This window comes from Streptomyces resistomycificus, from assembly GCF_001514265.1.
GTDB lineage: Bacteria > Actinomycetota > Actinomycetes > Streptomycetales > Streptomycetaceae > Streptomyces > Streptomyces resistomycificus.
In genome coordinates this window covers 144,527-165,042 of the sequence record NZ_KQ948992.1, presented here as the reverse complement: position 1 = coordinate 165,042, position 20,516 = coordinate 144,527, and the positions used below count along the sequence as shown (strand labels likewise).

The window sequence follows — 20,516 nt, the reverse complement described above, 5'->3', positions numbered from 1 at the left end:
ACATATTGCCCCCACAAGGTCTACACCACGTAAGTGGACTAGACCTCTTGAGGGTCCACGGGCCACACTGTCCCCCGTGAGACACGTCATCGCCCTCGATGTGGGCGGCACCGGCATGAAGGCCGCCCTGATCGGGGCGGACGGCGAGCTGCTGCACGAGGCCCGCCGCGCCACCGGGCGCGAGCGCGGGCCGGACGCGGTCGTCGAGGGCATCCTCGGCTTCGCCGCCGCCCTGCGCGCCTACGGCGTCGAGCACTTCGGCGAGCCCGCGGCCGCCGCCGGCGTCGCCGTCCCCGGCATCGTCGACGAGGACCGGGGCGTCGCCGTCTACGCGGCCAACCTCGGCTGGCGTGACGTACCGCTGCGCGAACTGCTCGCGCGGCGGCTGGGCGCCCCCGTGGCCCTCGGCCACGACGTCCGCACCGGCGGCCTCGCCGAGGGCCGGATCGGCGCCGGCCAGGGCACCGACCGTTTCCTGTTCGTGGCGCTGGGCACCGGCATCGCGGGCGCCATCGGCATCGACGGCCGGGTGGAGGCGGGCGCCCACGGCTTCGCGGGCGAGATCGGCCACGTCGTCGTACGGCCCGCCGGGGTGCCCTGCCCCTGCGGGCAGCGCGGCTGTCTGGAGCGGTACGCGTCCGCGGCGGCGGTGAGCGAGGCGTGGGCGGCGGCCTCCGGCGACCCCGAGGCGGACGCGGCGGACTGCGCGAAGGCCGTCACGTCCGGCGATCCGAACGCCGTACGAGTGTGGCGGGAGGCGGTCGACGCGCTGGCCGACGGCCTGGTCACCGCGCTCACCCTGCTGGACCCGAGGACCCTGATCATCGGTGGCGGACTCGCCGAGGCGGGGGAAACCTTGTTCACACCACTGCGGGACGCCGTCCGGCGACGGGTGACCTTCCAGAAAGTCCCGTCGATCGTCCCGGCGGCTCTGGGGGACACCACAGGCTGCCTGGGTGCCGGACTCCTGGCCTGGGATCTCCTCGAACCAACCGACCGCACGGAGGTAACGACCTGATGGCAACCCCCTCAGGGGCGCGGGACAGCGCCGACACGCGGCAGGGCCGCGGGGCGCGGCCGGCCACGACGGGCCCGCGGCCCGCGACCGGCCCCTCGCCCCTCGTCCTGTCCGGCGCCAGCGTGGTCATGCCGACCGGAACCGTCGAGGACGGCCGTCTGGTCGTCGAGGGCACCCGCATCGCCGCCACCGCCCCGGAGAACGCCCGGGTGATCGACGTGTCCGGCCACTGGCTGCTCCCCGGCTTCGTCGACCTCCACAACCACGGTGGCGGCGGAGCCTCCTTCACCTCCGGGACCGTCGAGGAGGTCCTCAAGGGCATCCACACCCACCGCCTGCACGGCACCACCACCCTCGTCGCCTCGACGGTCACCGGGGACATGGACTTCCTGGCCCAGCGGGCCGGGATGCTGGCCGAGCTGGCCGAGCAGGGCGACATCGCCGGGATCCACTTCGAGGGGCCCTTCATCTCGCCGTGCCGCAAGGGCGCGCACTCCGAGAAGCTGCTGCGCGACCCGGATCCGGCGGAGGTCCGCAAGCTGATCGACGCCGCGCGCGGCCGGGCGACGATGGTCACCCTCGCCACCGAGCTGCCGGGCGGTGTCGACTCCGTACGGCTGCTCGCGGAGCACGGCGTGATCGCGGCGATCGGCCACACGGACGCCACGTACGAGCAGACGGTGGAGGCCATCGAGGCCGGCGCCACGGTCGCCACCCACCTCTTCAACGCGATGCCGGCCCTGGGCCACCGCGCCCCCGGCCCGATCGCCGCCCTCCTGGAGGACGAGCGGATCACCGTCGAGCTGATCAACGACGGCACGCACCTGCACCCGGCAGCCCTGCAGCTGGCCTTCCACCGCGCGGGCGCGTCCCGGGTGGCGTTCATCACGGACGCGATGGACGCGGCCGGCTTCGGCGACGGGCGCTACATGCTCGGCCCGCTGGAGGTCGAGGTAAGCAAAGGGGTGGCCCGGCTCGTGGAGGGCGGCTCCATCGCGGGGTCCACCCTCACCCTGGACCGCGCCTTCCGGAGGGCCGTGACGGTCGACGGCCTGTCGGTCGAGGACGCGGTCACCGCGCTCTCCGCCAACCCGGCCCGCCTGCTGGGCAGCTACGACACGATCGGCTCGCTGGAGCCCGGCAAGGACGCCGACCTGGTCCTCCTGGACGCCGACTTCGCCCTCAAGGGCGTGATGCGCCGGGGCGAATGGGTGGTCGATCCGCAACTGGGCTGATCTGTCCGTCTGTTGAGGGCGGCGGTTGTCCTGTCAAACTGGGAGGACCGCCGTCCGTTTGGCATGATCGTCCCTCCGGACAGCCGGACAGACAGCCGGACCGGCAGACGAACCATCAGGCAGACGGCGAGACGAGCGCGTTCTGCCTCTTTCCTCGGGGGAGGCGAACCAGGTGATCCTCACGGTCACGCTGAACACCGCTCTCGACATCACCTATCGCGTACGGTCCCTGCGCCCGCACGCCTCCCACCGGGTCACGGACGTGACCGAACGCCCCGGCGGCAAGGGCGTGAACGTGGCCCGGGTGCTCGCGGCCCTCGGGCACGAGGTGACCGTCACCGGCTTCACGGGCGGCGCGACGGGGCAGGTGGTCCAGCGGCAGCTCGCCGGCGTACGGGGCGTGGCGGACGCCCTGGTCCCGGTCGCCGGCGCCACCCGCCGCACGATCGCCGTCATGGACGAGCTGACCGGCGACACGACCCAGCTCAACGAACCCGGTCCGACGGTCACGCCGGCCGAGTGGGCGGAATTCCAGGAGACGTACGAGGGTCTGCTCGCGTCGGCGTCGGCGGTGGCGCTGTGCGGCAGCCTGCCGCCGGGGGTTGCGGTGGGGGCCTACGGGGGGCTGGTGCGGACCGCGAGGGCGGCCGGCGTCCCGGTCCTGCTCGACACCGGCGGTGAGCCGCTGCGGCGGGGGGTGGCCGCCCGTCCCGACCTGGTGAAGCCGAACGCCGAGGAGCTGGCCGAACTCACCGGCTCCCACGACCCGGTGCGCGCCACGCAGGACACCCGTCGGCGCGGTGCCCGTTGCGTGGTCGCCTCCCTGGGCCCCGACGGCCTGCTCGCGGTGACCCCGGAGGGCCGCTGGCGGGCGGCCCCGCCCACGCGTCTGCGCGGCAACCCGACGGGCGCCGGCGACTCGGCGGTCGCGGGCCTGCTGTCGGGCCTGGTGGAACAGCTCCCGTGGCCGGACCGGCTGGCCCGCGCGGTCGCGCTCTCCGCGGCGACGGTACTGGCACCGGTGGCGGGCGAGTTCGACCGGGAGGCCTACGACGAGCTGGTGGGGCGGGTGACGGTGACGGGCGAGATCAGCGCGGCCTGAAGGCTACGACTTGACCCAGCCCTTCACCAGCCACATCTGGTCGAGCAGGGCGTCGCACTGGTTGCCCTGCTCGCAGGAGACCTTGATGGTGTTGGTGCCCTTGTTGAGCTGGACGTAGTTGTAGGTCTTCGTCCAGCCCTTCTCGAAGTCGCCTTCCTTGGCGCCGGTCCAGTTCTTCAGGTCGACCGGCGTGGTGGAGGCCGTCCCGTTGACGGTGAGGGTGGCGTTCTGGTCCTTGCCGGGGACGCTGTAGCCGACGTACACCGTGTACTTGCCGCTCTTGGGGATGCCGTTGACGGTCCAGGTGACCGAGGCGCCGACCTGGTTGAAGCCGGTGACGTAGACACCGCCGTCGGCCTTGGCGCCCTTGACGTCGGAGGCGGTGGCGGCGGTGCCGCCGAGGGCCAGGGCCTTGGCGTCGATCGTCGGCAGGTTGTCCTGGCTGGCCTCGCTGTTGCTGTTCGAGGGGCTCGGCTCGGCGCTCTGTGACGTGGTCGGCGTCGTCGCCGCCTCGCTGTCGTCCGCGCCCTTGTCGTCGTCCCCGCCCATCATCGCCACGCCGATGCCGATGACGACCGCGGCCACGACCGCGATCGCGCCGATCAGCAGGCCCTTGGTGTTGGGTCCACGCCGGCCGCCGTCACCGCCGTACGACTGCTGCCGGCTGGTGGGCGGGCCGCCCGGGAACGTCTCGGGGGCGGCGTAGTGGGCGTTCGTCTGGCCGTAGGGCGCGGCGCCCTGCTGCTGCGGGACCTGGCCGTAGGGCGCGGTAGCCGCGGCCGGGGCCTGCTGGCCGTACTGCCGCTGCCCGACCGCCCGCACCCGGTTGACGGAGCCCGGGTAGCCGTAGCCGCCGCCGCCAGAGGGCGGCTGGGCTCCGTTGGCCTGCCCGTCCTCATAGAGGTAGCCGAACGGGTCGTCGTCCTCGGGCGTGCTCGCGCCGTTGTTGCCGGCCGTCATCCCTTGGTCTCCTCAACAGGTGCGTGCGGATGCGATAGGTGTGGTGAGAAGGGCGAGCCTACCCGCTCCTGGTGGACCAAACGGGTGACTCGGATCGCATCGGCCCGCTGACCTGGGGATCACCCAGCGCGTCTGTGTTGTTTGGGACGAGATCGTTTCTCGACGTACATCCGCTCGTCGGCCGACTTCAACACCTCGTCCGCGGTCATCCCGCAGTGCGCCCAGCCGATGCCGAAGCTGGCGCCGACCCGCATGGCCCGTCCGTCGACCCGGATGGGCTGGATGATCTCGTTGCGCAGGCGTACGGCGAGGTCCTGCGCGTCGGCCCGGCCGAGCCCGTCGGCCAGCACCACGAACTCGTCGCCGCCGAGGCGGGCCACGGTGTCGCCGTCCCTGACGCCCCGGGACAGCCGCCGGGCGACCTCGATGAGGACCGCGTCACCCGCGTTGTGCCCGAACCGGTCGTTGATCGACTTGAAGCCGTCGAGGTCGCAGAAGAGGACCGCGAGCCCCTTGGTGCCGTCGTCGTGTTCACCCTCGGGGGCGACGGTGTGCACATGGTGGTCGTATCCGTCGTACCCCTGGGCGCCCGGCGGGAAGTCGAAGCCGTGGCCGCCCGCGTCGAAGACCGGGTGGCTGAAGGCGGCGTCCACCGGCTCGAGGGCGCCCGCGTGACCGGAGGACCGGCGGCACAGGCGCGAGGAGAGCCGGGAGCGCAGCTCGGCGGAGTTCGGCAGGCCGGTGAGGGAGTCGTGGGAGGCCCGGTGGGCGAGCTGGAGCTCGCGGCGCTTGCGGTCCTCGATGTCCTCGACGTGGGTGAGCAGGAAGCGGGGCCCGTCGGCGGCGTCGGCGACCACGGAGTTGCGCAGCGAGACCCAGACGTAGGTCCCGTCCCGGCGCCCGAGGCGCAGCTCGGCGCGGCCGCCCTCGGCGGAGGTCCGCAGCAGGGTGCCTATGTCCTCGGGGTGGACGAGGTCGGAGAAGGAGTAGCGGCGCATCGCGGAGGCGGGCCGGCCGAGCAGCCGGCACAGGGCGTCGTTGGTGCGCAGGATCCGGCCGTGCTGGTCGCCGCCCATCTCGGCGATGGCCATGCCGGAGGGGGCGTACTCGAAGGCCTGCCGGAAGCTTTCCTCGCTGGCGCGGAGGGCCTGCTGCTCCCTTTCGAGTCGGACCAGTGCGCGCTGCATGTTGGCACGTAGACGCGCGTTGCTGATCGCGATGGCGGCCTGGAAGGCGTACATCTGGAGCGCTTCGCGCCCCCACGCGCCGGGATGGCGGCCGTTGCGCGGCCGGTCCACGGACAGCACGCCGATCAGCTCGCCGCACGCGCCGCCGCCGGGCGCGGCCGGGGTGTACATGGGAGCGAAGAGCCGGTCCGAGGGGTGCCACTCGTCCTCGAAGCGGGGCGCGGGTCCGTCGGTGTACCACTGCGGTACGTCGTCGTCGTCGAGGACCCAGCCCTCGGTGTGCGGGATGAAGACCAGGTCGCCCCAGTGCTCGCCCATGCCCAGGCGGCGCTCCCAGGACTCGCGCGAGCCGACACGTCCGGTGATGAGCGCCTCGGCGGCCGCGTTGCCGGAGAAGGCGGCGACGACGAGGTCGCCGTCGGGGCGTACGAGGTTCACGCACGCCAGCTCGTACCCGAGGGCGTTGACCACGCCGTCGGCCACGGTCTGCAGTGTGTCCGCGAGGCTGCGGGCCGTGTTCATGTCGGCCATGACCTGATGCAGCTGTCGCAGGGACGCAAGGCGGACGTAGGGCTCCGACTCGGCCTCCATGCTCGCCCTCCCCCCGAGACCTCGCAGCGAATCAAGGGTTCTCATCGGCGTATCGTCCTAGCAGCTTCCCCGCCACTGAATCACAGCGCGCTGCCCACTCGGTACACAGGGTCAACAATTAGTGCCCCTTGTGACTCAAGTCACAGCGAAAGATGAACAATTGAGTGGGGTTTCTGCGTTTTCCCTGTGCGTTTACTGCACGCAAACTTTGTACGAATGTGGAGACCGCACAGGCGGGACACAGAGAGTACACATCGGAACTGGTCCACGAGTCCTAGGACCGGTCTCGGCCCCGGGTCCGATGCGGCACGCGGGGGCCGGGGACTAGCGTTTCGGGCGTGCCGAACACACCCGCCGCCACGTCCACCGCACCGCCGCCGCGATCTCCCTCACCCGCCTCCGGGCATCCTGTGGGGGTGAGCAACGACGAGTTCCGCGACGCCCTGTCCCGGCTGGCCGCCGGCGTGGTCCTGGTGACCGCGCGGGAGGCGCCGCTCGACCCCGACGACCCCGAGGGGCCGGCGGGCGAGGACGTCGGCATGACGGCCACGGCGTTCATGTCGGTATCCCTCGACCCGCCTCTGGTGCTGGTCAGCGTGCGTGAGGGCTCCCGCATGGACGACCTGCTCGACGAGCAGCCGCTGTGGGCGGTGTCGGTCCTGTCCGAGAGCCAGCGGCACGTCGCCGGCCGCTTCGCCATGAAGGGCCGCATCAGCGACCGCCTCCTCTTCGAGGACATCCCGTACGTCCGCGGCGAGGCGACCGGCGCCCCCTTGGTCGGTGGCGCGCTGGCCACCCTGGAGTGCCGCACGGAACGACGGACGCAGGCCGGCGACCACACGCTGGTGATCGGCCGGGTGCTGAGCGCGCACGTGCCCGGCGCCGACGGGGGGCCGCTGACGTATTTCCGCGGCCGGTACCGGCAGTTGGGCTGAATTCCCTTGGCGAGCCGGTGATCCACCGACCTAGGGTGCGCGCATGACGACGACTTCCGCGCCCCGCCTCGAAGAGATCACACCCCGTAACTTCGAGGCCGCCACCGGCATAAAGGTCCACCCTGAACAGGAATTCGCGGTCTCGCCGGTGATGCAGTCGCTCGCCGAGGCCTATGTCCATCCCGCCGGCGTCGCCTGGCCACGTCTGATCGTCGACGGCGACCGCCCGGTCGGCTTCCTGATGGCCTTCCTCGACATCGACTGGAGGCAGGACGGCACCCTCTTCCGCTCCGGTCTGTGGCGGCTGAACATCGCGGCCGGTGAACAGGGCCGCGGCTACGGCAGGTTCGCCGTCGAGTCGGTGGCCGCCGAGATCCGCCGCCGGGGCGGCAAGGAGCTCTACGTCACCTGGCACCCCGGCCCGCACGGCCCCGAGAACTTCTACCTGGGGCTCGGCTTCCGTACCGACGGGGAGACCAGCGAGGGGGAGACCGTGGGAGTGCTGGAACTGTCGTAGGCCGCGGGGTCGTCGACCACCGGGGGCTCACCCCCAGTCGCGGCCCGTCCGCCCCCGCTTGGTGTCCGAGCGCTGCTTCTTCTCGCGCAGCCGGCGTTCGTTGATGCCCCGGGGGATCCGGGTGGGCCGGCGCGGCTTGGGCGGCGGGGCCGTCGCCTCGGCGAGCAGGGCGGCCAGGCGTACGGCGGCGGTCTCGCGGTTGCGCCACTGGGAGCGGTGCTCGGAGGCGCGCACGGTGACGACGCCGTCGACGAGCCGCCCGGCCAGCTTGGCCAGCGCCCGCTGCTTCCACACCTCGGGCAGTGCCTCGGTGCGAGCGAGGTCGAAACGCAGCTCCACCTGGGAGTCACTGGTGTTGACGTGCTGTCCGCCGGGCCCGGACGACCGCGAGAAACGCCACATGAGCTCGGCCTCCGGGAGGGAGACGGAGCCGCGGATGACGTGAGGACCTGACATGCCGTCCATGTTCCCCGGTCTGTCCGGTCCACGTCACCCGAATATCCCGGGTAAAGAAAGTAAAGAGAGCAGGAACCTCTGGTACCTCTCTCCACGTTCATACGGGTAGCTGTAGCTTCATGCCGTACGTCTAACGAGGGAAGGACTCCCAACAATGGCAGTAAGCCTGTCCAAGGGTGGCAACGTCTCGCTCACCAAGGAGGCTCCGGGCCTGACCGCCGTCACCGTGGGCCTCGGCTGGGACGTCCGCACCACCACCGGCACGGACTTCGACCTCGACGCCTCCGCGATCGCGGTCAACACGCAGGGCAAGGTCTACTCGGACGCCCACTTCGTGTTCTTCAACAACAAGCAGACCCCGGACAGCACGATCGTCCACACCGGTGACAACCGCACCGGCGAGGGCGCGGGCGACGACGAGGCGATCAAGGTCAACCTCGCGGGCCTCCCGGCCGACATCGAGAAGATCGTCTTCCCGGTCTCGATCTACGACGCCGAGAACCGCTCGCAGAACTTCGGCCAGGTCCGCAACGCCTACATCCGCATCCTGAACGAGGCGGGCGGCGCCGAGATCGCGCGCTACGACCTGTCGGAGGACGCGGCCACCGAGACGGCCATGGTCTTCGGCGAGCTCTACCGCAACGGCGCCGAGTGGAAGTTCCGCGCGGTCGGCCAGGGTTACGCGTCGGGCCTGGTGGGCATCGCCCAGGACTTCGGTGTGAACGTCTGATCCGACGCCCCACCGCAGCCTGCCGGAGCCCCCGACCGTCCCGACGGCCGGGGGCTCCGGCGTTCCGGCCGGGGGCTCCGGCGTTCCGGCCGCCGGCCCGCGGGCGGACCGGTAGGTTGCCCGCGTGATCCTCACCCCCCTCCCCCTCACTCCGGATCGCGACCTCCCGGGTCCGCTGCTCACCGAACTCACCGCGCTCTACGCCGCCCACCGTGACTTCTTCGCCCTCAGCGGCGACTTCCCGGACCCGGACGACATCCGCCCGCACCAGGTGGCGGCCACCCTGGTCGAGGAGGCGGTGCTCCCGGGCACCGAGGTCCTGCTGGCCCGCAGCGAGGGGAGGCTCGTCGGGATCGCCATCACCCTCGCCCGGCACCCCGACCCCGCCGACCCGGACCCGTGGATCGGCTTCCTGATGGTGGCGGCGGAGCTCCGACGCCGGGGCCACGGACGCCGGCTGGCCACGCTCGTCGAGGACCGGCTGCGCGCCTCGGGCCACGCCGCCGTACGCCTGGCCGTCCTCGACGCCAACCCCCGGGGCCTCGCCTTCTGGACGGCCCTCGGCTACGAGGTGATCGACCGCCGCGGTGACCGCCACCGCGACCGCCCCTGCGCGGTGCTGCGCAAGACACTGCGGACACCGCGCCCCGCCGCCCGGATCGCCGTACTGGACCCCGAGGGCTCCGTCTTCCTCTTCCGCTACGACAACGCCGAGGTCGGCGTGCACTGGGCCCTGCCCGGCGGCGGTCTGGACCCGGGCGAGAGCCCCCGCGAGGGCGCCCTGCGCGAACTCGCCGAGGAGACCGGCTGGACGGACCTCGAACCGGGCCCCCTGCTGTGCACGTGGGAACACGACTTCACCCGGTTCGACATCCCGGTCCGCCAGCACGAGCACATCTACGTCAGCCACGGCCCGCGGCGCGAACCCACCGGACCTCACCTGGCCGCCGCGCACGCCCAGGACGGCATCCTCACCTGGCGCTGGTGGACGAGGAGGGAACTCGCCGCGGAACCGGAACCCGTGTGGCCGCCCGGCCTGGCGCGGCTGCTGGACGAACTGGACTAGGCGCACTGCCCTGTGAGGCCGGCGACGGTCTCAGACGGACTTCGGTTTCCCCTCCCCGTACAGCCAGTCCGCCCAGATCGCCTCGAGGTTCCTGCCGGGCGCCCGCTTCTCGACGTACGCCGTGAAGTCGGCCGTGTCCGCGTTGCCGTGGCGCCAGGTGGTGGCCCAGCCGCGCAGGAGGTCACGGAAGGCGCTGTCGCCGATCGTGCGGCGGATCCGGTGCAGGACCATCGCGCCGCGCTGGTACACGGGGCTGTCGGAGATGTGCGCCGCGCTCGTCGGCTTCGCGGGCGGGAAGGACCAGAGGTCCTCGTAGGTCCGCTCCCCGTGGTCGTACAGCGCGTCGAAGGTCTCCTGGGCGCTGTCGCCGCCGTGCTCCTCCTGCCACAGCCACTCCGCGTACGTCGCGAAGCCCTCGTTGAGCCACATGTCCCGCCAGGTCTTCGGCGTGACCGAGTTGCCGTACCACTGGTGGGCGATCTCGTGGACGAGCAGCAGGGTGTCGGGCACGCCGGGAAACGCCGGCCGGTTCTGCGTCTCCAGGGCGTAGCCGACGTCGGTGTCACCGTGGACGATCGCCCCGGTGGACGAGAAGGGATACGGCCCGAAGGTGTCGGCGGCCCACCGGGTGACCTCGGGGATCCTGCCCAGCACCGTGCGGCTCGCCTCGGCCAGGGCCGGTTCCACGGCGACGTACACGGGCAGGCCGTCGGCGGTGGTGGAGCGGCGGACGTCGTAGTCGCCGACGGCGACCGTGGCGACGTAGCTCGCCATGGGCTCGGCCGTGCGCCAGGTGAAGGCCGTACGGCCCCCGGTGCTCCGCTCCCTCACCAACTCGCCGTTGGACACGGCCCGCAGCCCCTTCGGCACGGTCATGGTGAGCTCGTACGACGCCTTGTCCGAGGGATGGTGGTTGCCGGGGAACCACGCCATCGAGCCCGTCGGCTCCCCGAGGGCGAGCGCCCCGTCCGCGGTGCGCAGCCAGCCCTCCTCGGAGCCGTCCTGGTCGGTGATCGTCTTGGGCGTGCCGGAGTAGCGGACGGTGACGCGGAAGGTCTTGTCACGGGCGAGAGTGTCCCGCGGACGTACGGTCAGTTCCTGCCCGGCACGGTCCCAGCGGGCGCCTTCGCCGTCCACCGTGACGCCGTGGACGGACAGTCCTTCGAGGTCGAGGTCGAAGGCGGACAGAGCCTGGGTGGCGCGGGCGCTGATCGTCGCCGTGCCGGTGAGGCGGCCGGTGGCGGGCTCGTAGCCGAGGTCCAGGGCGTAGTGCGTGACGTCGTACCCGCCGTTGCCGGCCTTGGGGAAGTACGGGTCGCGCACCCCCGAGGCGCCGGGTCGGCCGGACGCTTCTTCTTTCTCTGCTCCTCCGCCACCGCCACCGCCACCGCCGCCACCGCCGCATGCGGCGGTCAGGGCGAGGGCGAGGAACAGGGCGGTGCGGGCAGGACGGAGGGCGCGAGGGGCCCAGGTCGGGACAACCGGTACGGATCGGGACACCCGGCGATCCTACGAGGACGCGCGTGACACCATCACGTACGTGCTCGACATCGGCTACGCCCTCTCCAACCGCTTCCCGGACCCCCCGCAGACCGACTACCGCCGCGCGGACGTCCAGGCCCTGCGCCACGACCTGTTCTGCGGTGACGTCTACCTCGCCGACACCAAGGCGGACCGGGAACTGTCCACAGCCTGGGGATGGGTGCCGGTGCTCGACTTCGCCTGGGCGCTGTGCGACATCGTGGAGCGGATCGACCGTGACCCGGCGGGCTCCCGCGCCGCCCGCCCCCAGCGCGCGGAACTCGACTTCACCGAGTCCACCGACCGCATGCTCTTCGAGCGCCGCTTCGGCTGGGTGGACATCGAGGCCGACTGGATGCCGGCGGAGGAGCCCCCGCTGAGCTTCTCCCACTCCGAACTCCGCAAGGAGGCCCGGGACTTCCTGCACGACCTGATCGCCGACCTCGTCGACCTGCACGACGACCTGGGCGAGAACCCGGCGATCTGGACACTGCAGGCCCGCTTCCCCCGGCTGGGATGAGGCCGGGGCGAGACCGGGCCACCGCGCACCGGGCTCCCGACCGACCTGGCGTACCGGGAGCCGGACCGAGTCCGGGCCACCGCGCGCCGGGCTCGTGCCAGGCGCGCCGGGCTCCTGCCGGGCGCACCGGGCGCCGGACCGAGACCCGGCCACCGCGCACCGGGCTCCTGGCCGGGCGCACCGGGCCCGCACCCCGCCTCACCGCGCCGGCGGCTCCGCCCCGCCCAGCGCTATCAGGTCCCCGGCCACGGTCCCACCCGGCAGGTACCCACGGGACAGCTGCGCGTACCCCGTGCTCAGCCGGGCCGCGTCCAGACCCAGCGTCGCCATCACGTCGTGATGCCGGTCGTCCGCGAACACGTACCGCCCGCCCTCGCCGTCCTGCGGGTCCAGGGGTGTCCCGCGCAGGACGCGGACCAGTGCCGCGCGGTCCACAGGGCCCGCCGCCAGCGGCAGGAAGGCCTCGGGATCGACGCCTACGGGTTCGGGACGGCCCTCGGCCACCGCACCCACCGGATTCCCGTCCTCGTCGGTCTCGACCTCGTCGAAGTACCCGGGAAAGGAGTCGTACCCGTGGCGCTGCTCCCCGCCCACGAACACCCGCAGGTCCAGCACGTCGGAGTCATGGACGTACGCGCTCAGCGCCGGCGCCCCGAGCAGTCGGCTCAGCGGGCCGGCCAGTCCGATCGCGTCGGTCCCCTCGGCCGGGCAGATCACCGTGTGGCCGGGGCCCACGGCCATCGCGTACCCCCGCAGCGGCTCGCCGTCCGGGTCGCCGGCCCCCGCGAGCAGCGGCACCACTTCGTCGCACGTCCGCGCCACCAGCACGTTGCCGTAGAACGTCCCCACCCCGTCAGCCCTCCACCCTGATCCCCAGCTCCGCCGCCAATACCGGTGCCAGGTCCAGCAGTTGCGCCGGACTGATCAACGCCCCCGACAGCCGGTCCACACCCCGCGCGATCTCCAGCGAAGCGGCTCCCCGCAGGTCGACGTCCTTCAGGGTGGCCGCACTGAGGTCCGCCCCCTTCAGCTCGCAGTCCACGAACTCGACCCGCTCCAGCCGGGCCCCGCCGAAGTCCGGCTCGACCAGGACACAGCCCTGGAAGACGACGTCCTTGAGACGGGCGGTGCGCAGGTTCAGGTAGTCGATCTTGCCGCCGCGGATCAGGACCCGCTCCAGAACCGCCCCGTGCAGCTGCGCCCCGCCGAGGCGGGCGTCGACCAACTCGACGTCCCGCAGGGTCGACTCGGCCAGGTCGGTGCCCACCCCCCGGATGCCGGTGAGGACGGAGTCCAGGAAGCGAGCGTGGTGCAGCCGGGCCTCGTCCAGCGCACACGCCGTCAGCGCGCAGTCCATGAACCGGGCACCCCGCCCGTCCTGCCCCGCGAAGTCCGCCTCCGTGAACTCCACCCCGTCGTAGTCCCCGTCCGGCTCCAACCCCCCACCGTCGTACGGCACCAGGGGCGGCAGCCGCACCTCCGGCCGCCGCGCTCCCCGCTGCCGGCCACCCGCACCCGTCGCTCGCCTCACCATGCCCCCATGCTGCACCCCACCACTGACAATCGCCCCGACCTGCGCGAACACCGGTGATGTCACATTCCGGGGCCCTCGATCAGTCGTACGCACGGATAAGGAAACGGACAAGGACCGGCAACCCGACCGAGGGAGACCCCAGCCATGCACCGCATCACCGTCGTCGGCGGCGGCTTCGCCGGCCTCACCGCGGCCGTCACCGCCGCCGAGGCGGGCGCCAAGGTCACCGTGTACGAAGCCCACCACACCCTCGGCGGCCGGGCCCGGACCGCCGAGGGGCCCTACCGGACGAACGAGGGCCCGCACGCGCTCTACAAGGGCGGCCCGCACTGGTCCTGGCTCCAGCAGCGCGACCTCATCGGACCGCTCGCGCCGATCCCGCCCCTGGAGGCGGCCCGCCTCAGGCTGCGCTACCGGGGCGCACTGCGCCGCACCCCGCCCTTCGCGATGCTCAAGCTGCTGCGCCCCGGCGCCCGCCAGGCCCCCGTCGACGTCGACTTCATGACCTGGGCGACCGAGCAGGCCGGGGAGGAGGCCGCCCGCGCGGCCGCCCACTACTCCGCCGTGGCGGTCTTCCACCACGACCCCGGCACCCTGTCCGCCGCGTTCGTCCAGGAACGCCTGCGCCGCGCCACCAAACTGCCCCCCGAGGCCCACTACCCGCGCGGCGGCTGGGCCAGTGTCATCGACCGGATGGCCGCCCGGGCCTGGAACCTCGGCGTGCGCATGGAGACGCTGTCACGGGTCGACACCCTCCCCACCGACACGCCCGTCGTCGTCGCCACCTCCCTGGACGCCGCCCGCCGCCTCCTCGGCGACGACTCGCTGACCTGGCCCGGCGGCCGTACCGCCCTCGTCGACCTCGCCGTACGCACCCGGCGCGGCGACGCCTTCGCCGTCTCCGACCTGGACGCCCCCGGCTGGATCGAACGGTTCACCGCCCAGGACCGCTCCCTGGCCCCCGCCGGAGAGCAGCTCATCCAGGGACAGATCCCCATCGCCCCGCACGAGACCAAGGCCGACGGCGTCACGCGCGCCGAGCAGCTCCTCGACCTCGCCTTCGAGGGCTGGCGCGGGCGGGTGACCTGGCGGAGCGCGGCCGTCGCGAACGGCCGTACCGGCGCCGTCGACCTGCCCGGCACCAGCTGGCGCGACCGGCCCTCCGTCGACCGCGGTGACGGCGTCTACCTGGCGGGTGACCAGGTGGCCGCGCCCGGCGTGCTCAGCGAGGTCTCCTTCAACAGCGCCCTGACCGCGGTGTCGCTGGCGCTCGGCCGCCACCACCTTGACCTCAAGCATGCTTGAGGTTGAACAGTGGGGCACCTGCGGAGAGACCACCAAGGGAGTCGCCCCATGCGCGCCATCCGTCTGCACGCCTTCGGCCCCGCCGAGAACCTCACATACGAGGAGATCGACGACCCGCGACCCGGCCCGGGCCAGGTCCGTGTCGCCGTCGAAGCGGCCGGCGTCCACCTCCTGGACACCGCCGTGCGCGAGGGCGTCCAGGGCCCCCTGCCCGAACGGCCCACCCTGCCGACCGTCCCCGGCCGCGAGATCGCCGGCGTCGTGGAGTCCCTCGGCGAGGGCGTCGCCGCCCTGTGGCTCGGCCGCCGCGTGGTCGCCCACCTCGGGTTCGCCCCCGGCGGCTACGCCGAACTCGCCGTCACCGACGTCGAACGCCTCCACGAGATCCCGGCGAACCTGGACTTCGCGCAGGCGGTCGCCATGATCGGCACGGGCCGTACGACCATGGGGATCCTCCAGTTCGCCGAGCTCGGCCCCGGCTCGGTCGCCGTGATCCCGGCCGCCGCCGGAGGCATCGGCACCCTCCTCGTGCAGTACGCCAGGCACGCCGGCGCCACCGTCGTCGGCCTCGCCGGCGGTCCCGAGAAGACCGCCCGCGTCCAGGCCAACGGCGCCGACCTCGCCGTCGACTACACCGACCCGGCCTGGCCGGCGAAGGTCCGCGCCCACCTCGCGGGACGCGATGCCACCGTCGTCTTCGACGGCGTCGGCGGCGAGGTGGCCCGCGAGGCCGTCGCCCTGCTCGGCCCAGGCGGCAGGCACCTCGTCTTCGGCTGGTCCGCGGGCGGCCCGCACGACGCAGGGCCCTACCTCGTCGACGGCGTGTCCCAGCAGGTCCTCGGCCCCGCGATGATGCGCAGGGCCGGCGGCCCCGAGCCCGTACGCACCCTGGAACTGCGCGCCCTCGCCGAGGCCGCCGCGGGCCGCCTCACCCCCGCCGTCCAACGCTTCCCACTCGCCGAGGCGGCCGCCGCGCACCGGGCCCTGGAGACCCGCCGGACCACCGGAAAGGTGGTCCTCGAGCCCTGACTCCCCGGATGCGACCGGCCACGATCCGTGTTCTGCTGACCCGGTGAGCGTCACCCCGAAAGGTGCTCCCAAGGACGCCGACCCGCGCCGCTGGTGGGCCCTGGTGATCATCGCCCTCGCGCAGCTGATGGTGGTCCTCGACTCGACCATCGTCAACATCGCGCTCCCGTCCGCCCAGCAGGACCTCGGCATCTCCGACGGCGACCGGCAATGGGTGATCACCGCCTACACCCTCGCCTTCGGCGGCCTCCTCCTGCTCGGCGGCCGCATCGCCGACCTGGTGGGCCGCAAGCGCACCTTCGTCATCGGCCTGGTCGGCTTCGCCGCCGCCTCCGCGTTCGGCGGCGCCGCCGCCACCCCCGGCATGCTCTTCGGCGCCCGCGCCCTCCAGGGCGCCTTCGCCGCCGTACTGGCCCCCTCCGCGCTCTCCCTCCTGACGACGACCTTCACCGACCCCAGGGAGCGCGGAAAGGCCTTCGGCGTCTACGGTGCCCTGGCCGGCAGCGGCTCGGCGACCGGCTTCGTCGTCGGCGGACTGCTCACCGAGTACCTCGACTGGCGCTGGTGCCTCTACGTCAACGTCCCCATCGCCGTCGTCGCCGTCATCGGCGCCCTCGCACTCCTCGACGCCCGCCCCGGCCAGGCCGGCGCCCGCCTCGACGTCCCCGGCGTGCTGCTCGGCTGCGGCGGCCTGGTCGCGATCGTCTACGGCTTCAGCGAGGCGGCACCCCGGGGCTGGACCGACCCGCTGGTCCTGGGCCTGTTCACGACGGGCGTCGCACTCCTGACGACGTTCGTGTGGTGGCAGGCCCGGGCCCCCATGCCCCTGCTCCCCCTCCGCATCGTCAGGGACCGCGACCGCGCCGGCTGCTTCCTCACCATGGCCCTCGCCATCGTCGGCATGTTCGGCCTGTTCCTCTTCATGACCTACTACCTGCAGGTCGTCCTGGCCTACTCCCCCGTGCAGACCGGCCTCGCCTTCCTCCCCCTCACCGCCTCGACCGTCATCGGCTCCACCCAGATCTCCGCCCGCCTGATCAACCGCCTGCCACCCCGCATGCTCATGGCCCCCGGCATGTTCCTCGCCGCGACCGGCATGGTGGTCCTCACCCGGATGACCGTGGACAGCGACTACGCCACCGAGATCCTGCCCGCGCTGATCCTCATGGGCCTCGGCATGGGCCTCACCTACGTGCCGGTCTTCTCCACCGCCACCGCGGGCGTCGCCCCCCAGGACTCCGGCGTCACCTCCGCGACCCTCAACACCGCACAGCAGGTGGGCGGTTCCATCGGCACGGCCCTCCTCAACACCATCGCCACCACCAGCAGCACGGCCTACCTCACCGCCCACCTCGCCGACCCGGGCGGCCGCGCCCTGCTCGCCGAGAAGGCCGTCGTCCACGGCTACTCGGTCGCCATCTGGTGGGCCGCCGCCGCCATGCTGCTGGCCGGCCTGGTCGCGGGCCTGATGATCACCTCACGGCCCCCGAAACGGGGCGCCACGACGAAGACGGGGGTACCGGAGGCGGTGGCCTGAGCGGTCACGAGACCCGCAGCCGCCGCGCACTCTCCGCCCGGTCCTCCCCCACTCGAATTCGCGTGAGGCGATTCCCGGACGCGGGTAGGGTCCGACGCGTGATCGACGTCCCGGACGAGCTGGCCGCCTCGCAGGAGGAGTTCAACGGGGAGGCGGGCCGCGCCTTCGTCGCCGGACTGCCGCGGCTGACGGCCGAGTTCCTCGACCGCTGGGAGCTGACGGTCGACGGACGGCCGATGCACGGGGTCAGCGCCCTGGTCCTGCCGGTCGTCCGCGCGGACGCAGGCCGGGCCGTCCTGAAGCTCCAACTCCTCGACGAGGAGAGCGAGGGAGAGCCCGTCGCCCTGCGCGTCTGGGACGGCGACCAGGCCGTACGGCTCCTCGATCACGACGAGGCCACCGGGACCATGCTCCTCGAACGCCTCGACCCCACCCGCATGCTGTCCCACCTCGGCGACACCCGCGAGGCCGTCCTCGTCATCGCCCGGCTCCTGTCCCACCTCACCGCGTTCCCCGCCCCGCCGGGCATGCGGCGCCTCGGCGACATCGCGCAGGTCATGCTCGACCGGACCCCCCGGGCACTGGAACGCACCCCGGACCTACGCACCCGCCGCCTGATCGCCGACTGCGCCGCCGCCGTACGCGAGGTGATCGACGAACCCGGCGACCGCCTCCTGCACTGGGACCTGCACGACGAGAACGTCCTCGCCTCCGACCGCGCCCCCTGGCTCGCCATCGACCCCAAACCGCTCGCCGGCGACCCCGGCTTCGAACTCTGGCCGGCCCTCGACAACCGCTTCGACGCCGACGAGATCCACTGGCGCTTCGACGCCATGACCGACGTCCTCGGCCTCGACCGCGCCCGCGCGCGTGCCTGGACCCTCGCCCGGCTCCTCCAGAACACCCTGTGGGACATCGAGGACGGCCGCCCGCCGGAGCCCCGCCGGCTGGAGATCGGGAGGCGCCTGAGGAATCACGCGGGCTAGCCTCCCGGCATGATCCGCACCGCGACCCCCGGCGACATCCCCGTCATCCACGCCCTCGTCCGCGAACTCGCCGAGTACGAGAAGGCCCCGCACGAGGCCAGGGCCACCCCGGCCCAGCTCCACGACGCCCTCTTCGGCGAACACCCCGCCGCCTACGCCCACATCGCCACCGACGACACCACCGGCGAGCCCGTCGGCTTCGCCCTGTGGTTCCTCAACTTCTCCACCTGGCGCGGCGTCCACGGCATCTACCTCGAGGACCTCTACGTCCGCCCCGACGCCCGGGGCGCCGGCCACGGCAAGGCCCTCCTCACCGAACTGGCCCGCATCTGCGTCGCCCGCGGCTACGAACGCCTGGAGTGGTCCGTCCTGAACTGGAACACCCCGTCGATCGCCTTCTACGAATCCCTCGGCGCCCACCCCCAGAACGAGTGGACGGTGTACCGCCTGACCGACGAGTCCCTGCGCACCCTGGGCGACCCGACATGAAAGAACCCAGGCCAGACACCGTCTGACCTGGGTTTTCCTGAGCCCCCTGTCGGAATCGAACCGACGACCTCGAGATTACAAGTCACGCGCTCTGGCCAACTGAGCTAAGGGGGCATCGCACGGCACAACTCCGCACGGGAAGGCGGCACCACTGTACACAGAGGCCGTTTCCCCAAGCCACGAAGTTCTCCACTCACACGCTTCCGGGTTCATGCGTAACCACCCGCGCATCCGTTCGTTGATCGATCTGACGTGCTGTTCCGGAGATCGGATCGTCGGGGAGGGGGCCATGGGGAAGACGGCGGCGAAGCCGACGGCGGTGAAGGGCGAGGAGGCCGAGCGCATCAAGCGCGAGGCACTCGGCATCGGCGAGCGCCGCAAGCACCACGCGCGGAAGACCACGCGGCTGAAGTCCCACGCCAAGACTTCGGACGCGCACCACCGCCTCTACCGTTTCCGCTTCTACCCGACCGAAGAGCAGGCCGAGCAGTTGGAGCGGACCTTCGGGGCATGCCGGTGGGTCTACAACGAGGGGCTGGCGCTGCGGTCCGAGGCCTGGGAACGGCACCGGGTGAAGGTGGGCTTCGCGGAGACGTGCCGCGCGCTGACCGGCTGGAAACGGGCTGAGGAGACGGGGTGGTTGCAGGACGTGTCGTCGACGGTCCTTCAACAGTCCCTGCGACATCTCGACCAGGCGTACGGCCGGTTCTTCAAGGGGGAGCAAAGGTATCCGAAGCGGAAGAAGAAGGGGCGGTCGCGGGATGCGGCGACCTACGTGCGCACGGGCTTCCGGTGGATCGAAGATCCGGAGCGGCCGGGTACGGGGTTGATCACGCTGGCCAAGCAAACGCAGCCGCTGGACATCCGGTGGTCAAGGGCGTTGCCCGCCGAAGTGGTCCCGGTTCGCTTGTCCGTGACCCGGGATCGCGCGGGGCGGTATTTCGTGTCGACGCTGGTAGAGGAGCGAATAGCGCCGTTGTCTCCCGTCTTCGTTCCGGGTTCGGGGGAGCCGAAGGCGGTCGGGGTGGATGTGGGGCTGGCGTCTCTCGTCACGTTGGACGACGGGACGAAGCTCGATCATCCACGATTGTTGAAGCGGTACGCGCGAAAGCTGGCACGGTTGCAGCGGGAACTGCACAGGAAGGTGAAGGGGTCCCAGAACCGGGAGAAGGCCAAGCTGAAGATCGCGCGCCTCCACACACTCATCCGTGACGTCCGCAGGGACTTGTTGGACCAGCTCACCACCCGCCTCGTGCGCGAGAACCAAGTGCTCGTGGTGGAGGAGCTGTCCGTCGCGGCCCTGATGCGAGCGAGGCGCGGCAAGGGGAAGCAACGGAAGGCGAAGCTGAACCGGGCGATCATGGACGCCGGCTGGGGCGAGCTGGTGCGGCAGCTGCGCTACAAGTGCGAATGGTACGGCCGGACGCTGGTGGTCGTGGACCGCTTCTTTCCCTCGACCCGGCGATGCTCGGGCTGTCACTCCATGGGCCCCAAGCTGGACGTCTCGGTGCGGCAGTGGACGTGTGCCGAGTGCGGTGCGCTCCACGACCGCGATGTGAACGCCGCCGCGAATCTCCGGGACGAAGGATTGCGGTTGCTGGCCGCGTAGGCGTGGCTGGTGCGGTACGGACCGACGGGCCGTCGGCCGGAATGCCTGTGGAGCCCACGTAAGACCGGTCAGTCGCAGCTCACCAGGGTTGCGCGTGGTCGGCGGCGGGCGATGAAGCAGGAAGCTTCGTAGCGAGGTCAAAAGTGCGTTGCTCTGCCGCCCCCTCGAAAATTTCGGCGAAGTTCACAG

At 72.1% G+C, this 20,516-nt stretch carries 20 protein-coding genes and 1 tRNA gene; 14 read left to right on the top strand and 7 right to left on the bottom strand.

Annotated elements, in window-relative coordinates; all coding sequences use genetic code 11:
• The first annotated feature begins 76 nt into the window (after window positions 1-76).
• The 3 genes from AQJ84_RS18990 to AQJ84_RS18980 all read left to right on the top strand — a co-directional run bounded on the left by AQJ84_RS18990 (window position 77) and on the right by AQJ84_RS18980 (window position 3,355).
• Window positions 77-1,018, top strand: coding sequence for an ROK family protein (locus AQJ84_RS18990; protein ID WP_030043550.1), 942 nt, complete (start codon window positions 77-79; stop codon window positions 1,016-1,018).
• A 128-nt stretch (window positions 1,019-1,146) separates the two neighbouring features.
• Entirely contained in the window at window positions 1,147-2,253 is a 1,107-nt protein-coding gene (gene nagA / locus AQJ84_RS18985) for an N-acetylglucosamine-6-phosphate deacetylase (protein ID WP_030043549.1), read from the top strand.
• A gap of 172 nt (window positions 2,254-2,425) precedes the next feature.
• Entirely contained in the window at window positions 2,426-3,355 is a 930-nt protein-coding gene (locus AQJ84_RS18980; protein ID WP_030043548.1) for a 1-phosphofructokinase family hexose kinase, read from the top strand.
• Window positions 3,356-3,358: 3 nt separating this feature from the next.
• Here the strand turns inward: AQJ84_RS18980 and AQJ84_RS18975 are convergent, their stop codons facing one another.
• Both AQJ84_RS18975 and cdgB read right to left on the bottom strand, forming a co-directional pair.
• Window positions 3,359-4,315, bottom strand: a complete 957-nt coding sequence (locus tag AQJ84_RS18975) for a CBM35 domain-containing protein (RefSeq protein WP_030043547.1) — start codon at window positions 4,313-4,315, stop codon at window positions 3,359-3,361.
• A 119-nt stretch (window positions 4,316-4,434) separates the two neighbouring features.
• Entirely contained in the window at window positions 4,435-6,093 is a 1,659-nt protein-coding gene (gene cdgB / locus AQJ84_RS18970; protein WP_030043546.1) for a diguanylate cyclase CdgB, read from the bottom strand.
• A gap of 338 nt (window positions 6,094-6,431) precedes the next feature.
• On the opposite strand from cdgB, the gene AQJ84_RS18965 reads away from it, so the two are divergent.
• Both AQJ84_RS18965 and AQJ84_RS18960 read left to right on the top strand, forming a co-directional pair.
• Complete coding sequence (locus tag AQJ84_RS18965; RefSeq protein WP_030043545.1) at window positions 6,432-7,028, top strand: flavin reductase family protein; 597 nt, start codon at window positions 6,432-6,434, stop codon at window positions 7,026-7,028.
• 43 nt (window positions 7,029-7,071) lie between these two features.
• The gene (locus AQJ84_RS18960) at window positions 7,072-7,545 is read left to right on the top strand and encodes a GNAT family N-acetyltransferase (protein WP_053191848.1); all 474 of its coding nucleotides are present in this window, start codon (window positions 7,072-7,074) and stop codon (window positions 7,543-7,545) included.
• Window positions 7,546-7,572: 27 nt separating this feature from the next.
• Here AQJ84_RS18960 and arfB read toward each other — a convergent pair whose 3' ends face one another.
• On the bottom strand, window positions 7,573-8,010 hold the full coding sequence (arfB, locus tag AQJ84_RS18955) for an alternative ribosome rescue aminoacyl-tRNA hydrolase ArfB (RefSeq protein ID WP_030043542.1): 438 nt from the start codon (window positions 8,008-8,010) through the stop codon (window positions 7,573-7,575).
• A gap of 145 nt (window positions 8,011-8,155) precedes the next feature.
• Between arfB and AQJ84_RS18950 the strand changes: the two genes are divergently transcribed.
• Both AQJ84_RS18950 and AQJ84_RS18945 read left to right on the top strand, forming a co-directional pair.
• The gene (locus AQJ84_RS18950; RefSeq protein ID WP_030043541.1) at window positions 8,156-8,731 is read left to right on the top strand and encodes a TerD family protein; all 576 of its coding nucleotides are present in this window, start codon (window positions 8,156-8,158) and stop codon (window positions 8,729-8,731) included.
• Window positions 8,732-8,855: 124 nt separating this feature from the next.
• Window positions 8,856-9,797, top strand: coding sequence for a GNAT family N-acetyltransferase (locus AQJ84_RS18945; RefSeq protein ID WP_030043540.1), 942 nt, complete (start codon window positions 8,856-8,858; stop codon window positions 9,795-9,797).
• Between the two features lie 30 nt (window positions 9,798-9,827).
• Here the strand turns inward: AQJ84_RS18945 and AQJ84_RS18940 are convergent, their stop codons facing one another.
• Window positions 9,828-11,297, bottom strand: a complete 1,470-nt coding sequence (locus AQJ84_RS18940; protein ID WP_030043539.1) for a M1 family metallopeptidase — start codon at window positions 11,295-11,297, stop codon at window positions 9,828-9,830.
• A gap of 40 nt (window positions 11,298-11,337) precedes the next feature.
• On the opposite strand from AQJ84_RS18940, the gene AQJ84_RS18935 reads away from it, so the two are divergent.
• Window positions 11,338-11,838, top strand: coding sequence for a hypothetical protein (locus AQJ84_RS18935; protein ID WP_030043538.1), 501 nt, complete (start codon window positions 11,338-11,340; stop codon window positions 11,836-11,838).
• 198 nt (window positions 11,839-12,036) lie between these two features.
• On the opposite strand, the gene AQJ84_RS18930 is transcribed toward AQJ84_RS18935, so the two are convergent.
• Together AQJ84_RS18930 and AQJ84_RS18925 are read right to left on the bottom strand one after the other, a co-directional pair.
• Window positions 12,037-12,687: a hypothetical protein gene (locus tag AQJ84_RS18930; protein ID WP_053191846.1), complete on the bottom strand. Its 651-nt coding sequence runs from the start codon at window positions 12,685-12,687 to the stop codon at window positions 12,037-12,039.
• A gap of 4 nt (window positions 12,688-12,691) precedes the next feature.
• Window positions 12,692-13,372, bottom strand: a complete 681-nt coding sequence (locus AQJ84_RS18925) for a pentapeptide repeat-containing protein (protein ID WP_051870173.1) — start codon at window positions 13,370-13,372, stop codon at window positions 12,692-12,694.
• Between the two features lie 144 nt (window positions 13,373-13,516).
• On the opposite strand from AQJ84_RS18925, the gene AQJ84_RS18920 reads away from it, so the two are divergent.
• The 5 genes from AQJ84_RS18920 (at window position 13,517) to AQJ84_RS18900 (ending at window position 18,718) form a co-directional block, all read left to right on the top strand.
• Window positions 13,517-14,677: an FAD-dependent oxidoreductase gene (locus tag AQJ84_RS18920; RefSeq protein WP_053191844.1), complete on the top strand. Its 1,161-nt coding sequence runs from the start codon at window positions 13,517-13,519 to the stop codon at window positions 14,675-14,677.
• A 48-nt stretch (window positions 14,678-14,725) separates the two neighbouring features.
• Window positions 14,726-15,706 carry a zinc-binding dehydrogenase gene (locus AQJ84_RS18915; protein WP_030043532.1) on the top strand — a complete coding sequence of 327 codons (981 nt, stop codon included), beginning with the start codon at window positions 14,726-14,728 and terminating at the stop codon, window positions 15,704-15,706.
• 43 nt (window positions 15,707-15,749) lie between these two features.
• Complete coding sequence (locus AQJ84_RS18910; RefSeq protein WP_107082738.1) at window positions 15,750-17,243, top strand: MFS transporter; 1,494 nt, start codon at window positions 15,750-15,752, stop codon at window positions 17,241-17,243.
• 98 nt (window positions 17,244-17,341) lie between these two features.
• Window positions 17,342-18,229, top strand: coding sequence for an aminoglycoside phosphotransferase family protein (locus tag AQJ84_RS18905; protein WP_198536330.1), 888 nt, complete (start codon window positions 17,342-17,344; stop codon window positions 18,227-18,229).
• A gap of 9 nt (window positions 18,230-18,238) precedes the next feature.
• The gene (locus AQJ84_RS18900; protein WP_030043530.1) at window positions 18,239-18,718 is read left to right on the top strand and encodes a GNAT family N-acetyltransferase; all 480 of its coding nucleotides are present in this window, start codon (window positions 18,239-18,241) and stop codon (window positions 18,716-18,718) included.
• 40 nt (window positions 18,719-18,758) lie between these two features.
• Here AQJ84_RS18900 and AQJ84_RS18895 read toward each other — a convergent pair.
• Window positions 18,759-18,832, bottom strand: a tRNA-Thr gene (locus AQJ84_RS18895).
• A 175-nt stretch (window positions 18,833-19,007) separates the two neighbouring features.
• Between AQJ84_RS18895 and AQJ84_RS18890 the strand changes: the two genes are divergently transcribed.
• On the top strand, window positions 19,008-20,327 hold the full coding sequence (locus AQJ84_RS18890; RefSeq protein WP_051870172.1) for an RNA-guided endonuclease InsQ/TnpB family protein: 1,320 nt from the start codon (window positions 19,008-19,010) through the stop codon (window positions 20,325-20,327).
• The last annotated feature ends 189 nt before the right edge of the window (window positions 20,328-20,516 follow it).

Bases quoted from the DNA above. Each gene is read 5' to 3' on its own strand.
- AQJ84_RS18960 (WP_053191848.1), top strand. From the start codon at position 7,072: ATGACGACGACTTCCGCGCCCCGCCTCGAAGAGATCACACCCCGTAAC.
- AQJ84_RS18975 (WP_030043547.1), bottom strand. From the start codon at position 4,315: ATGACGGCCGGCAACAACGGCGCGAGCACGCCCGAGGACGACGACCCG.
- cdgB (WP_030043546.1), bottom strand. From the start codon at position 6,093: ATGGAGGCCGAGTCGGAGCCCTACGTCCGCCTTGCGTCCCTGCGACAG.
- AQJ84_RS18925 (WP_051870173.1), bottom strand. From the start codon at position 13,372: ATGGTGAGGCGAGCGACGGGTGCGGGTGGCCGGCAGCGGGGAGCGCGG.
- AQJ84_RS18890 (WP_051870172.1), top strand. From the start codon at position 19,008: ATGGGGAAGACGGCGGCGAAGCCGACGGCGGTGAAGGGCGAGGAGGCC.
- AQJ84_RS18920 (WP_053191844.1), top strand. From the start codon at position 13,517: ATGCACCGCATCACCGTCGTCGGCGGCGGCTTCGCCGGCCTCACCGCG.
- AQJ84_RS18900 (WP_030043530.1), top strand. From the start codon at position 18,239: ATGATCCGCACCGCGACCCCCGGCGACATCCCCGTCATCCACGCCCTC.
- AQJ84_RS18950 (WP_030043541.1), top strand. From the start codon at position 8,156: ATGGCAGTAAGCCTGTCCAAGGGTGGCAACGTCTCGCTCACCAAGGAG.
- AQJ84_RS18915 (WP_030043532.1), top strand. From the start codon at position 14,726: ATGCGCGCCATCCGTCTGCACGCCTTCGGCCCCGCCGAGAACCTCACA.
- nagA (WP_030043549.1), top strand. From the start codon at position 1,147: ATGCCGACCGGAACCGTCGAGGACGGCCGTCTGGTCGTCGAGGGCACC.
- arfB (WP_030043542.1), bottom strand. From the start codon at position 8,010: ATGGACGGCATGTCAGGTCCTCACGTCATCCGCGGCTCCGTCTCCCTC.